At 63.2% G+C, this 14,365-nt stretch carries 12 protein-coding genes and 1 tRNA gene; 5 read left to right on the top strand and 8 right to left on the bottom strand.

Features of this window, described 5'->3' with window-relative positions; translation table 11 throughout:
• Positions 1-130 precede the first annotated feature (130 nt).
• From secA to GA566_RS13715, 5 genes are all read left to right on the top strand, one after another.
• Positions 131-2,923, top strand: a complete 2,793-nt coding sequence (gene secA / locus GA566_RS13735) for a preprotein translocase subunit SecA (RefSeq protein ID WP_160472988.1) — start codon at positions 131-133, stop codon at positions 2,921-2,923.
• A 148-nt stretch (positions 2,924-3,071) separates the two neighbouring features.
• Positions 3,072-4,298: a bifunctional glutamate N-acetyltransferase/amino-acid acetyltransferase ArgJ gene (gene argJ / locus GA566_RS13730; RefSeq protein ID WP_160472987.1), complete on the top strand. Its 1,227-nt coding sequence runs from the start codon at positions 3,072-3,074 to the stop codon at positions 4,296-4,298.
• 42 nt (positions 4,299-4,340) lie between these two features.
• Entirely contained in the window at positions 4,341-5,231 is an 891-nt protein-coding gene (locus GA566_RS13725; RefSeq protein WP_137923363.1) for an ATP-binding protein, read from the top strand.
• A gap of 6 nt (positions 5,232-5,237) precedes the next feature.
• Positions 5,238-5,678 carry an NUDIX domain-containing protein gene (locus GA566_RS13720; RefSeq protein WP_160472986.1) on the top strand — a complete coding sequence of 147 codons (441 nt, stop codon included), beginning with the start codon at positions 5,238-5,240 and terminating at the stop codon, positions 5,676-5,678.
• Positions 5,679-5,833: 155 nt separating this feature from the next.
• Entirely contained in the window at positions 5,834-7,867 is a 2,034-nt protein-coding gene (locus GA566_RS13715; RefSeq protein WP_160472985.1) for an OPT family oligopeptide transporter, read from the top strand.
• A gap of 77 nt (positions 7,868-7,944) precedes the next feature.
• Here GA566_RS13715 and GA566_RS13710 read toward each other — a convergent pair whose 3' ends face one another.
• The 8 genes from GA566_RS13710 to GA566_RS13675 form a co-directional block, all read right to left on the bottom strand.
• Positions 7,945-8,133, bottom strand: coding sequence for a DNA gyrase inhibitor YacG (locus GA566_RS13710; protein ID WP_130389136.1), 189 nt, complete (start codon positions 8,131-8,133; stop codon positions 7,945-7,947).
• 6 nt (positions 8,134-8,139) lie between these two features.
• Positions 8,140-8,898 (bottom strand): cell division protein ZapD, encoded by a 759-nt coding sequence (gene zapD / locus GA566_RS13705; RefSeq protein ID WP_137923361.1) that lies wholly within the window; start codon positions 8,896-8,898, stop codon positions 8,140-8,142.
• A gap of 262 nt (positions 8,899-9,160) precedes the next feature.
• Complete coding sequence (coaE, locus tag GA566_RS13700; protein WP_137923360.1) at positions 9,161-9,787, bottom strand: dephospho-CoA kinase; 627 nt, start codon at positions 9,785-9,787, stop codon at positions 9,161-9,163.
• A gap of 52 nt (positions 9,788-9,839) precedes the next feature.
• Positions 9,840-10,739 (bottom strand): A24 family peptidase, encoded by a 900-nt coding sequence (locus GA566_RS13695; RefSeq protein WP_237380173.1) that lies wholly within the window; start codon positions 10,737-10,739, stop codon positions 9,840-9,842.
• Positions 10,740-10,757: 18 nt separating this feature from the next.
• Positions 10,758-12,020 (bottom strand): type II secretion system F family protein, encoded by a 1,263-nt coding sequence (locus GA566_RS13690; RefSeq protein ID WP_137923358.1) that lies wholly within the window; start codon positions 12,018-12,020, stop codon positions 10,758-10,760.
• Between the two features lie 150 nt (positions 12,021-12,170).
• Entirely contained in the window at positions 12,171-13,892 is a 1,722-nt protein-coding gene (gene pilB, locus GA566_RS13685) for a type IV-A pilus assembly ATPase PilB (protein ID WP_137923357.1), read from the bottom strand.
• 111 nt (positions 13,893-14,003) lie between these two features.
• Positions 14,004-14,210 carry a hypothetical protein gene (locus GA566_RS13680; protein WP_160472983.1) on the bottom strand — a complete coding sequence of 69 codons (207 nt, stop codon included), beginning with the start codon at positions 14,208-14,210 and terminating at the stop codon, positions 14,004-14,006.
• Between the two features lie 7 nt (positions 14,211-14,217).
• A tRNA-Pro gene (locus GA566_RS13675) sits at positions 14,218-14,294 on the bottom strand.
• Positions 14,295-14,365: the final 71 nt, after the last annotated feature.

Here is a 14,365-nt window from a genome sequence, read left to right as displayed (position 1 = left end):
ATCTGCGCTGGCAATACGCCGGGTCAGGACATCGGCACATGATAAACTCGGCGTTTCGCGCCAATCTACTCATTCCTCGCGCTCGGTCGACCTGGTTCCTGCCGGTTGCTCGCGCAGGTGAAAGCACTCGATGATCACGGGCCTTCTCAAGAAAGTCTTCGGCAGCCGCAATGAGCGGCTGATCAAGCAATATCGCCGCACGGTGGCACAGATCAATGCGCTCGAACCGAAGTTCGAGTCGCTGTCGGACGACGAACTGCGTGGCATGACCGAGATCTTCCGGCAGCGCCATGCCGGTGGCGAGTCGCTGGAATCCCTGTTGCCCGAGGCCTTTGCCGTCTGCCGCGAAGCCAGCAAGCGCGTCATGAAGATGCGCCACTTCGACATGCAGATGATCGGCGGCATGGTCCTGAACGACAACAAGATCGCGGAAATGCGCACCGGCGAAGGCAAGACGCTGACCGCCACCCTGGCCGTGTACCTGAATGCGTTGACCGGCAAGGGCGTGCACGTCGTCACCGTGAACGACTACCTGGCCCAGCGCGATGCCGAGTGGATGGGACGCCTGTATAACTTCCTGGGCCTGTCGGTAGGGGTGAACCTGTCGCAGATGCCGCACGATCAGAAGCAGGTGGCGTACAACGCCGACATCACTTACGGCACCAACAACGAATTCGGCTTCGACTACCTGCGCGACAACATGGTCTATGACCCGTCGCAGCGGGTACAGCGGCCGCTGCACTACGCCATCGTCGACGAAGTGGACTCGATCCTGATCGACGAAGCGCGCACGCCGCTGATCATCTCGGGCCAGGCCGAGAACCAGACCGATCTCTACCAGCGCATGAATGGCATTCCCAAGCTGCTGGAGCGCCAGATCGGCGAGGAAAAGTCCGATGGCACGGGCGTGGAAAAACCGGGCGACTACTACGTGGACGAGAAGGGCCATCAGGTCTACCTGACCGAGGCTGGCCACGAAAAGGCGGAGCAGATCCTGGCTGCACAGGGCCTGATCGGCGAGGGCGAATCGCTCTACGCGCCACAGAACATCACGTTGATGCACCACCTGTACGCCGCCCTGCGCGCGCAGAGCCTGTTCCATCGTGACCAGCACTACGTGGTGCAGAACGATGAAGTCATCATCGTCGACGAGTTCACGGGCCGCCTGATGACGGGGCGCCGCTGGTCCGATGGCCTGCACCAGGCCGTGGAAGCCAAGGAAGGCGTGTCGATCCAGCAGGAAAACCAGACGCTGGCGACGATCACGTTCCAGAACTATTTCCGGATGTACGAGAAGCTGGCCGGCATGACCGGCACGGCCGACACCGAAGCTTACGAATTCCAGGAAATCTATGGCCTGGAAGTGGTCGTGATCCCGACCAACCGCCCGGCGCAGCGCCAGGATTTGCAGGACCAGATCTACAAGACATCGAAGGAACGCTACGACGCGGTGGTGCGCGATATCCGCGACTGCTTCGAGCGCGGCCAGCCGGTGCTGGTGGGCACGACGTCGATCGAAACGTCCGAGTATCTGTCAGACCTGCTGAACAAGGAAAAACTGCCTCACCAGGTGCTGAATGCCAAGCAGCACGAACGTGAGGCCGAGATCGTGGCGCAGGCGGGTCGTCCGAAGATGATTACGATTGCCACGAACATGGCCGGTCGGGGTACGGACATCGTGCTGGGCGGCAACGTCGAAAAGCAGTCCGGGTTCATCGAGGCCGATGCGAGCCTGTCGGACGCCGAGAAGGCGCAGAAGATCGCGCAGCTCAAGGACGAATGGCAATCGCTGCATGAACAGGTCAAGGCTGCTGGCGGCCTGCATATCGTGGGCACCGAGCGCCACGAGTCGCGCCGGATCGACAACCAGCTGCGTGGCCGAGCCGGTCGCCAGGGCGACCCGGGTTCCTCGCGCTTCTACCTGTCGCTGGACGACCAGCTACTGCGCATCTTCGCCGGTGACCGCGTCCGCGCGATCATGGAGCGCCTGAAGATGCCTGAAGGCGAGCCGATCGAAGCCGGTATCGTCACGCGCTCGATCGAATCGGCGCAGCGCAAGGTGGAAGGCCGCAACTTTGACATCCGCAAGCAACTGCTGCAGTACGACGACGTTGCCAACGACCAGCGCAAGGAAATCTACAAGCTGCGTAACGACGTGCTGGAGTCGCAGGACGTTGGCGACATGGTGGCCAACCTGCGCGAGAGCGTGCTCGTAGAACTGTTCCGCGACTACGTGCCGGCCGAGAGCATGGAAGAACAGTGGGATATCGCGGGCCTGGAGCAGCGTTTGCGCGAGGACTGGAACCTCGACGTCCCGCTGGCCAAGACCGTGGAAGCCGCGCAGAGCATCGAAGACGAGGAACTGCTGAACATCGTCCTGAAGATTGCCCGCGAAACGTATGACGCCAAGATTGCCCAGGTGGGACGCGAGTCGTTCGCCGGCTTCGAGCGTTCGGTCATGCTGCAGAGCATCGACACGCACTGGCGCGAGCATCTGGCCGCGCTGGACCACCTGCGCCAGGGTATTCACCTGCGCGGCTACGCTCAGAAGGATCCGAAGCAGGAGTACAAGCGCGAGTCGTTCGAACTGTTCGCCCGCCTGCTGGACGTCATCAAGAGCGAAGTCACGCGCGTGGTGTTCAACGTGCAGATCCAGTCGCCTGAGCAGCTGGAGCAGGCATCGGAGCAGATCGAAGAGGGCTTGTCGCACCTCGAGAACGTGCAGTACAAGCATGACGACTTCGCCGGCAGTGCCGACCCGGTCGAGCAGGCTTCGGCACGCAGCGGGACTGCCATGGCGGCTGCCGCGGCCATGGGGGGCGACGACGTGGCGCTCGCGGGCATGCCCAAGGTTGGCCGTAACGACCCGTGCCCGTGCGGCTCGGGCAAGAAGTTCAAGCAGTGCCACGGCAAGCTGAGCTGAAGCCAGCCGCCGCTGCAGGCGCCGACGCGAAGGAGACTTCGCGCCGCGCTTCGCGATAGAACAAGAACATGCCCGCTTGGACTCGCGTTCAAGCGGGCATGTTCGTCAGATAGACCGAGTAGTCGTAAAAGTCCGTAGAGGAACGCAAATGCCCGTGAACTTGCCACTGCCGCAGGCAGAAAACCTGAAATCCGTCGCTGGTGTCGAACTCGGCTGGGCCGAAGGTGGCATCCGCAAGGCCAACCGCAAGGACGTGCTGGTGGTGAAAGTTGCCGAGGGCAGCACCGTCGCCGGCGTGTTCACCCAAAACCGTTTCTGCGCAGCGCCGGTTCAGGTCTGCCGGGAGCACCTGACGGGCGGCGCGGGAATCCGCGCCCTGGTGGTGAACACGGGCAATGCCAACGCCGGCACGGGTGAGCCGGGACTGGCCGCCGCACGCGCCACGTGCGAGGCGTTGGCAAGGCAACTCGGCATCGCCGCCAGTCAGGTGCTGCCGTTCTCGACCGGCGTGATCCTTGAACAACTGCCGGTGGATCGCTTGACCGCCGCGCTACCGGCGGCCATCGCCAACGCGCGCGCAGACAACTGGCTGGCTGCTGCCGAGTCGATCATGACCACCGACACGCAGCCGAAGGCGGCTTCGCGGACGGTGGAGATCGACGGCAAGACCGTGACGATGTCGGGCATCAGCAAGGGCGCGGGCATGATCCGCCCGAACATGGCGACGATGCTGGGTTTTATCGCCATGGATGCCGCCGTATCGCAGCCTGTGCTCCAGAAGCTCGTGTCGCACGCCGCCGATCACTCGTTCAACAGCATCACGATTGACGGCGATACCTCGACCAATGATTCCTTCGTGCTGATCGCATCGGGCAAATCCGGCGCCACGGTGAACAGCGCCGAGGGTGTCGCTTTCGAAGCGTTGCGCGATGCCGTGACCTCGCTGGCGCAGGAACTCGCCCAGATGATCGTGCGCGATGGCGAAGGCGCCACGAAGCTGATGACGATTCGCGTGGAAGGCGGCAAGAACGTGGCGGAATGCCGCCAGATCGCCTATGCCGTGGCCCATTCCCCGCTGGTGAAGACGGCCTTCTACGCGTCGGACCCCAACCTGGGCCGCATCCTTGCCGCAGTGGGATACGCCGGCGTGGATGACCTCGACGTGGATCGCGTCAACCTGTGGCTGGACGACGTCTGGGTGGCCCGCGATGGCGGCCGCAATGCCGAGTATCGCGAGGAAGACGGCCAGCGCGTGATGAAGCAGGCCGAGATCACGGTGCGCATCGCACTGGGTCGTGGCAATGCGGAAGCGACTGTATGGACGTGCGATCTGTCGCACGACTACGTGTCGATCAACGCCGACTACCGTTCCTGAAATCCTAAAACTTCAAGTTTCAGCATCAGAGCCATCGCCCCCATGTCCGACCTCGCTACACGCCTCGACAGTTTTCTCGCCCGTCTTGAACAATGGTTGCCGCCGGAACTGACCGACGCGGACTGGAAGGAGGCGGTAGCGTTCCGGTGGCGCAAGCGGCAAAGCCTGTTTGGCAACATCGGCTATCTGCAGGCCATCCGCCAGTTGCCGCCGATTCATCTGACCGATCTAAAGAACATCGATCGTCAGAAGGATGCCATCGTGGCCAACACGCGCCAGTTCGTGAAGCATTTGCCGGCCAACAACGTGCTGCTGACCGGCGCGCGCGGGACTGGCAAGTCTTCGCTGATCAAGGCCTGCCTGAACGAATTCGTGCAGGATGGCCTGCGGCTGGTGGAAGTGGACAAGGACGATCTGGGCGACCTGGGCGATATCGTGGAGAAGCTGGCCACGCGGCCTGAATGCTTCGTCGTGTTCTGCGACGACTTGTCGTTCGAGGACGGCGAGTCGGGCTACAAGTCGCTGAAGTCGGCGCTTGACGGATCGGTGGCCGCGCAATCGGACAACGTGCTGATCTACGCCACGTCGAACCGTCGCCACCTGCTGCCCGAGTACATGAAAGACAACGAGACCTACCAGCACACGTCCGATGGAGAAATCCATCCGGGCGAGGTGGTGGAGGAAAAGATCTCGCTATCCGAGCGCTTCGGGCTGTGGCTGTCGTTCTATCCACCCAAGCAGGACGAATACCTGGCTATCGTCGGGCACTGGTTGTCGCACTTCGGCTGCAGTGCGGCCGATATCGAGGCGGCACGCGGCGATGCGCTGGTCTGGGCGCTCGAGCGCGGTTCTCGTTCGGGCCGGGTGGCGTGGCAGTTCGCGCGCGACTGGGGCGGCAAGCACGGCAAGCCGTTCGTCGCGGACAAGGAATAACCGAGCATGAGTGGTCAGGAGGAAACCGTGACGACGTCCGACGGGCAGACCCGCAAGGTCACCGAGGTGGCCGTCGGTGTGATGATCCAGCCGGACGGCCGCTTCCTGCTGGCCCAACGGCCTGCGGGCAAGCCGTACGAAGGCTACTGGGAATTCCCGGGTGGCAAGCTTGAACCGGGGGAAACCGTCGAGGCGGCGTTGGCGCGGGAACTACACGAGGAACTCGGTCTCGATATCCTGCGCAGCGAACACTGGCACACGCTGGAACATGACTACCCGCATGCCTATGTGCGGCTGTATTTCTGCAAGATCACCGACTGGCGCGGCGAGCCGGTGGGACGCGAGGGTCAGGCGTTCTCCTGGCAGTCAGTGCCCGTGGAAGTCGGGCCGCTACTGCCAGCGACGATCCCGGTGGTCGAATGGCTGGCGAAAGAGTCGCGCGGCTAATGTTGTGATGGAGACCCGGCTGATTGCCGGGTTTTCTTTTTTTGGCGTGTGTTTGCGCCCCTCTCCCGCTTGCGGGAGAGGGGCGGGGGTGAGGGCCAGCCGACAAGTCTCACACCCATCAACCAACAACCCAATAACAAACCTCAGGAGGCTCCATGCAACGTGTCGATCGTATCGATGACGCTGTCTCGCTGCCCGAACTGACTTTACGCGGCATCATCCTTGGTGCCTTGATCACGGTAGTCTTCACCGCGTCGAATATCTACCTGGGCCTCAAGGTGGGGCTGACGTTCTCGTCGGCCATTCCCGCCGCCGTGATCTCGATGGCCGTCCTGCGCCTGTTCCCGGGCGCGAACATCCTCGAAAACAACATGGTGCAGACGCAGGCATCTGCTGCGGGCACGCTGTCGTCGATCATTTTTATCCTGCCCGGACTGGTGATGCTTGGGCACTGGCAGGGCTTTCCGTTCTGGCAGACGCTCGCCATCTGCGCGGCGGGCGGCATGCTCGGGGTTATCTTCAGCATTCCGCTACGGCATGCAATGGTTGTGCAGAGCGACCTGCCGTATCCGGAAGGTGTGGCGGCGGCGGAAATCCTGCGCGTTGGCAGCGCGGGACAGGATGCCTCGGGCGCGAAGCAGGCTACGGGCCTGGCCGACCTGCTGGCGGGCGGTGTGGCGGCCGGTCTGTTCAGCTTCGCGGCGGGCGGATTGCGCGTGCTGGCCGAAGGTGCGAACGCCTGGTTTGCAGCGGGCGCGTCGGTGGTGCGGCTGTCGATGGGGTTCTCGCTGGCGTTGGTCGGGGCGGGCTATCTGGTTGGCATCGTCGGTGGCCTGGCGATGCTGCTGGGTCTGGTTCTGACCTGGGGCGTGGCGGTGCCGTGGCTGACGGCCATCACGCCGATGCCGGCGGGCGCCACGTTGCAGAGCTTTGGGACCTCGGTCTGGAGTTCGCAGGCCCGTTTCATAGGCGCCGGGACTATTGGCATCGCCGCCATCTGGACATTGGCTACGCTGTTCAAGCCGATGGTCGAAGGTGTGCGCGCGTCGATGGGTGCCATCCGCGGTCAAGGTGGTGCCGGGGAAGGCGGCGAGCTGCCTCGCACGCAGCGCGACATGCCGGTGATCTGGATCGGCCTGCTAATGGTCGTGCTGCTCGCGGTGCTGGCCGCCACGTTCGGACACTTCATGGCGCCGGCGCCGCTGGACCGCGCGGCAACATGGAAACTGGTGGGATGCGCGGTGTTGTTCGCGTTCGTGTTCGGCTTTCTGGTAGCGGCGGCGTGCGGCTATATGGCTGGCCTCGTCGGATCCTCCGCGAGTCCGATTTCAGGCATTGGCATCATCGCGGTGATCCTGGTGTCGCTGCTGATCCTCGGCCTTGGCACGCTCGACGGGCTGCTGGATACCCCGGAGGGCGGCAAGTTTGCGATTGCGCTGGCCATCTTCACCACGTCGGCCGTGGTAGCCGTAGCGTCGATCTCCAACGACAACCTGCAGGATCTGAAGACCGGATGGCTGGTCGGCGCCACGCCGTGGCGGCAGCAGGTGGCCCTGCTGATCGGCTGTGCAGTCGGCGCGGCGGTCATTCCTCCGGTGCTGGATCTGCTCTACCACGCCTATGGTTTCGCGGGCGCGTTGCCGCGTGCAGACATGGACCCCAACCATGCGCTGGCCGCCCCGCAGGCCACGCTGATGACGGCCATCGCCACCGGCATTTTCACGCACCAGTTGAACTGGACGATGATCCTGATTGGCATCGCGCTGGGCGTCGTGCTGATCGCCATCGACGAAATGCTGCGCCGTCGTGGCGGCGTGGCGCGGCTTCCCGTGTTGGCGGTAGGCATCGGCATCTACCTGCCCCCCACCATCAGTTCGGCACTGGTCGTCGGCGCCATATTGTCATGGGCCTTGCTGAGAGTGGAGCGCCGCCGCGCCGAGGCACGTGGCGACGATGTCAAGACGGTGCTCGATCATGCCGAGCGGCGCGGCACGCTGCTGGCATCGGGACTGATCGTGGGCGAGAGCCTGATCGGTGTGGCGCTGGCAGCGGTGATCGGGCTGTCAGGCAAGGAGGCGCCTCTGGCACTGGTCGGCGAGGGGTTTGCCGGTACTGCGCAGTGGCTGGGACTGGCAGCGTTCGTGCTGGTGTGCGTGGGGTTCTGGAGGAGGGTGCTGGCGGCGCGGTGATAGCTTAAAACCGCCGCTTGGTTTTCTCCCCTCTCCCGCAAGCGGGAGAGGGGAGAAAACCAGGGGATCAGCAAGAACTAGTCGTCCTTATCCTCAGGCAATTCCGGCGACGCATCGGCGGGCTTGCCTTCAATCACGTACTTCTCGGACGCCCAGGCGCCCAGGTCGATTTGCTTGCAGCGTTCGGAGCAGAACGGGCGAAACTTGTTCTCGGGTGCCCAGACCACGTCCTTGGCACAGGTGGGGCATTTGACGACGGCAGGCATGGGACTTCAGAAATTGCAGAGTTTGAGCAGGAAGGGGATATCGGCGTCCACCGAGCGCGGGCGCATGTCGCCGTCCTGCTGCGTGAAGCGGACCCAGAGCATGTACTTGTTGGCGCTCATCTCGGGGATGAAGGCCAGCAGTGACTCGTCCAGGTACACCTGCATCAATTGATAGCTGCGCCCCGAAAGCATTTGCTGATAGCTGCCGCCGGTGGCGATCACCTTGCCGCTTTGCCCCGATTCGCGCAGCAGGCGCAGCACCATGGTGGCGCCCATGCGCAGCGAGGCCAGTGGGCGCGCCCACTTCAGGATGTCGGCACGGCGGTCTTCGGAAGGCCGGTGCTGCCACGCGTAGTAGGCCGGAAGGTCAAACTCGCAGGTGCCGCCCGGAATGATCGCGCGACTGCGGATACTGGTCAGCCACTCGTTGTCGGTCAGTAGCTGGCCCGCCTTGCCGACGGTCTGGTTCAGCGCGGCGATGCCCTGTTCGATTTCGGTAATGACGGAAACCAGCGCGTCCTGATCGATCTGTGGATTGGCACGCAGCGGCGCAAGCGCCTGACGCTGACGCTCCAGCTCCTTGATCAGATCGGTCTTGAGGTCGGCTCGGCCCGCCACATCGATGATCTCGAAGATCGTGGTGATGGCAACGTGATGCTGCAGCGGATGTTCCTGCCCGAGGAAATAATCCAGCCGATCGAACAGGTCCTCCAGGCGCAGGAGTGTCCTGATGCGTTCGTTGAAAGGATATTCGTACAGGATCAAGTCGGTATCCGTGCTACGCGCCGATTGGCCATTCGGGCGGTTCGTTTCAGTCGGGGGGCGTTACGTGCTGCCCGTTGCCGGCTGTGGCCTGACCCGTGATCGGCAATTGTGCCGAAAGTCGTCACGCAGCACACATTTGCCAGCATGTTTCAGCGCATTCTATGCGAGTCACGGCGCGAGGACAAACTGAATCGGCCTCGAATTTCGCTCAAGCGGCGTACGCGGGACGTGCGAGCGTGCAATCGTGCGGCAATCGAGCCAATTATGCGGAGGCGGGGGCAGACGACGACAGCGAGCGATATAGCGCATCGAGTCTTTCCACCTGGGGTGCCAGCGCTTCCGGTGGACCATCGTTGTCGATCACGTCGTCGGCTACCGCCAGTCGAGCGGTCCGCGTGGCTTGCCGGTTCATGATGGCCAGCACCTGCTCGCGCGAGAAGCCGTTGCGCGCCATGACACGGGCTTCCTGGGTGGATTCCTGGCAATCCACTACCAGCACACGGCCCACGCGGGCGCGCCACGTGCCTGACTCCACCAGCAGCGGCACGACGTAAATCAGGTAGGGGTGTTGTCCGCCCGCGCGGATTGCGGCGGCGCGCGATTCTGTCAGTTGGCGGATCAGCGGATGGGTGATGGCTTCAAGCCGGGCCTTGGCCGAAGGGTCGGAAAACACCAGCGCGCGCATGGCATCGCGGTCCATCGCGCCATCGCTTCGCAGGCAGCGCGGCCCAAAGGCTTCGACGAGCGGGGCGATGGCCAGGCCGCCGGGGGCGGTGATTTCGTGGGCGAGCAGGTCGGTATCGATCAGTGCGGCACCGCGTGCGGCGAACATGTCCGCGACGCGTGTCTTGCCGGAGCCGATACCGCCGGTGAGGCCAATTTCCAGCATGGGGGCAACAGTCGTTCCAGTGGCGATGCCGCTAACGATACCAGCTTTGAAACTACAGCCCGGGCAGCACCAGCGGCCGGATGCTCTCGCCGAAGAACAGGTAGACCACGCCCGCGCCGACGATATACGGTCCGTACGGGAACTGTGTGTCCTTGCCCTTGCGTTGCAGGAGCAGCAGCGCGCCGCCGAGCACGGCTCCCACGATTGACGACAGCAGAATCAGCGGCGGCAGTGACTGCCAGCCGAACCACGCGCCCAGCGCCCCCATCAGCTTGAAGTCGCCATATCCCATGCCATCGTGCCCGCGTACCAGCCGGTAGACCGTGTTGACGGTCCATAGCACCAGATAGCCCGCGGCCGCGCCGATGACGGCATCGGCCAGCGGTGCGAACCAGCCCTGCAGATTCAGCAACAGTCCGAGCCACAGCAGTGGCAGTGTGATCTGGTCGGGCAGCAACTGGGTATCGGCATCGATCATGAACAGCGCCACCAGCGACCAGAGCATGGCAATGGCAGCCACCGCCTGCACCGTCGGCCCGAAATGCCACATCGCCAGCGCGCTGAGTGCGGCTGTCACGGCCTCGACGAGCGGATATCGGATGCTGATCGGCGTCTTGCAGGATGCGCAGCGCCCGCGCAGGAACAGATAGCTGACGACGGGAATGTTCTCCCACGCCGCAATCGGGTGATGGCAGTGGGGGCAGGCCGAGCGCGGCACCATGAGGTTGTAGCGCTCCGGGTGCGGGAGCGGCTCGCCCCGGAGTTCGGCAATGTAGTTGGCTTCTTCGTGATCCATCATCTTCGGCAAGCGATGGATCACGACATTCAGGAAGCTGCCGACCAGCAGGCCGAGCAGCCCGGCCACGACAATCAGGAACGCTGGCGGGAGTGCCGCCAGCATGTCCAGCGGGACCAACGGAATGGCGCCGCTGGCGCCCGGTACGGCTTGCATCGGTGACACCATCCTTCGTTAGACCACTTGGCCGAGCTTGAAGATAGGCAGGTACATGGCCACCACCATGCCGCCGATCAGCACGCCGAGGATCACGATGATCAGCGGTTCGATCAGGCTGGAAATAGCGGCAACGGCGTCGTCCACCTCGCGCTCGTAGAACTCCGCCACTTTCAGCAGCATGTTGTCCAGTGCGCCGGATTCCTCGCCGATCTGCGTCATCTGCAGCACCATGTTGTCGAATACATGCGTGGCCTGCATCGCATTCGTCAGGCTTGTACCGATCCGCACCGACTGCTCGATCTCGCGCGTCGCATCATAGTAAAGCCAGTTGCCGGCCGCACCGGCTACTGACTCCATCGATTCCACGAGCGGCGTACCGGCTGCAAACATGGTGGCGAGCGTACGTGTCCAGCGCGCGATCACCGCCTTGCGGAACAGGCTGCCGAAGATCGGCATTTTCAGCAGTGCCTTGTCATGCCAGCGCTGCACCTTCTCCGACTTCTTGCGAGCGTGGAAGTATCCGATGATCGATCCGATCGGGATGCCGATCACCGCATACCAGTAGGTGACAAAGAAGTCCGACATGTTGATCACGACCTGCGTCGGCGCAGGCAGTGCCGCGCCGAAGCTAGAGAACACGCCCTTGAAGGCCGGGATCACGAAGATCATCAGCACCACCGTCACCGCGAAGGCCACGCTCAGCACGGCGATCGGATAGATCATCGCGGACTTGATCTGGCTCTTCAGCGCGATGCTCTTCTCCATGTACAGCGACAACCGCTCGAGCAGCGCGTCGAGGATACCGCCTTGCTCGCCGGCGTCGATGAGATTGCAGTAGAGCGTGTCGAAGTACTTCGGCTGGCGCCGGAACGCCGTGGCCATGCTGCTACCCGCCTCGATGTCGAAGCGGATGTCGTTCAGCAGTTGCGTGAAGTTCGGGTTGGAGTGGCCGCGCGCGATGATGTCGATCGATTGCAGCAGCGGAATGCCCGCCTTGAGCATCGTCGAAAGCTGGCGCGTGAAGTACGCGATGTCCTTCTCTGTGATTTTCTTGCCGCGCGCCGCCTTGCGCTTCTTCATCTTGACGACGGTCAGCCCCTGCTTGCGCAAGGTGGCCGAAACCTCGGCCTGATTCTCGGCCCGCTGCTCGCCCTTGAAGGACTTGCCCTTCCGGTCCTTGGCTTCCCATTCGAAGATGTACTGCGTGGGCGCTTTCCGCCCTCTGGCCCGCGACGGTGCTGCCGTCCGGGCGCTCGCCGCTGGTGCGCGCGTCGCCATGTTGTTTGACCCCCGACTGAATTGCTATGGAACTGCTTTTGTTTTTAGGGCATCCGCATCGTCGCGCGGATGCCGTTTGCGCAGCCTACCCCTCCTGGAGCCGCCCCGGCTGCGCGCCCGGCGGCTTCCTTTTCTGCTGCGCTTCTGCTGCTAACTGTTCGTCGTCGCCAGCACTTCTTCCAGCGACGTCACCCCTTGCTTGACCTTCAGCAGCCCCGAGTCGCGCAGCGACAGCACGCCTTCGCGCCGGGCCTGTTCCGCAATCTGCAGTGCCGTGCCGTGCGACAGGATGATCTGCTGCATGGCTTCCGAAATCGGCATGACCTGGTAGATACCGCATCGACCCTTGTAGCCGCTGCCGTTGCAGCGCTCGCATCCCACCGGGTGATAAGGCGTCCAGGAACCATCGATATCGGCCTCGGCAAATCCTGCGTCGATCAGCACCTGCGGCGCAAGGGCGCCTGCCTTCTTGCACGTACACAGCCGGCGCGCCAGACGCTGCGCGGTAATCATGAGTACCGACGACGCGATGTTGAATGGTGCCACGCCCATGTTCATCAGGCGTGTCAGCGTCGTGGGGGCGTCGTTCGTGTGCAACGTGGACAGCACAAGGTGGCCCGTCTGGGCGGCCTTGATCGAGATATCGGCCGTTTCCAGGTCCCGGATTTCGCCGACCATGATGATGTCCGGATCCTGCCGCAGGAACGACTTCAGCGCCGCCGCAAAGGTCAGGCCCGCCTTGTCGTTGACGTTGACCTGGTTGATGCCGGGCAGCTGGATTTCTGCAGGGTCTTCGGCCGTGGAGATGTTGATGTCGCCCTGATTCAACATGTTCAGGAACGTATAGAGCGACACGGTCTTGCCGCTACCCGTCGGGCCGGTCACAAGGACCATGCCATACGGGCGCTTGATGACCTCCATCAGCAGCGCCTTCTGCTGCGGCTCGTAGCCAAGCTGGTCGATGTCTAGCTTGTCGGTCGAGGAGTCGAGAATCCGCATCACGATCTTCTCGCCGAACAGCGTCGGCAGCGTCGAGACGCGGAAATCGATGGCCTTGTCGGTCGTTTCCTTGCCTTCCTTGTCCTTGGGCACCGAGATCAGCAGCTTCATGCGGCCGTCCTGCGGCACGCGCTTCTCGGAGATATCCAGGCGCGACAGCACCTTGATGCGCGTGGCGATCTTGTCGCGGATATCGAGCGGCGGACGCGCAACCTCCTGCAGCACGCCGTCCACACGGTAGCGGATGCGGTAGAAGAACTCGAACGGTTCGAAGTGGAGGTCGGAGGCGCCGCGGTTGAACGCTTCGGTCAACAGCTTCTGGAGGAACCGGACCACCGGCGCATCGTCGATCTCGTTGCCGGGCCCCTTGCGCGCGGCAGCCGCCGCCGAGGGGTCATACTCGATCATCTTCGTCGCGGTGGGCGTGACCGGCGAGATATTCTTGAGCGTGCCCAGCGCTTCCCCGGCCGCGCGCACATGCTTCATCAGTTTGTCGTGCTCGACGACCACGGTTTCCACGGGGAGGTTGAACTTCTGCTGGATCGCTTCCACACCCGCCTGGTTGGCCGGATCGGACATCGCCACGATCAGCCGGTTCTCGCGCCGCGCCAGCGGCAGCAGCCGATGCGCGTGGAATTCGCGGTTGCCGGCCAGTGCAGGCGGCACGCGGCTGAGGTTGTATTGCGCGAGATCGAGCAGCGGCAAGCGGTACTTGTCGGCGGCAAAGATCGCGATATCGTGCGCGGACATCGTGCCGCTGCCGATGATCTCGTCGATCAATTGCGACTTCTTCTCCCGGGCCGATTGCTCCAGCTGCGCGAGCAGCGCTGGTGCGATCCGCCGGCTCTGGGCTAGTGCTAAGCCTAGTGTCATGGCGAAAACTGTGCGTGATGCGCAGGTCAGCCTGAAGGAGCCAGGCGCGCGCTTGTTAACGGCGGTGGGAGCGGGGGCGAAGTCCCGGACCGAGGCAGTTTGCCGTCGGGGTCACTTTTTGTAAAGCCGGCGCGCGCGCCCGTTGGCGTTTGCGCGACACGGCTGCAACCCTACTTGCGCGGGGGGAAGAAAAGGGGGGAGAAACGAGGGGCGCAGGAGCGCGAAGGGAAAACAAAAAGCCGCACATTGCTGTGCGGCTTTTTGTGAATACTGCGTTTGATGCTGCGCGAGGATATCGTTGCCAATCGTCGCGATCATCGAAATCTGGTCGGGGTGAGAGGATTCGAACCTCCGGCCTCTACGTCCCGAACGTAGCGCTCTACCAGGCTAAGCTACACCCCGATTTTTATTGCTTCCTTTGGCTGTCGAAAACCTTGCGCCGTCAGCAGCAAAGAACAAAAGTTTAGCAGCGT

The sequence above is a fragment of the Cupriavidus sp. SW-Y-13 genome (assembly GCF_009793345.1).
Classification (GTDB): Bacteria; Pseudomonadota; Gammaproteobacteria; order Burkholderiales; family Burkholderiaceae; genus Cupriavidus.
Note: the sequence above shows the minus strand (reverse complement) of the source record. Positions and strands in the feature narration are given on the sequence as shown.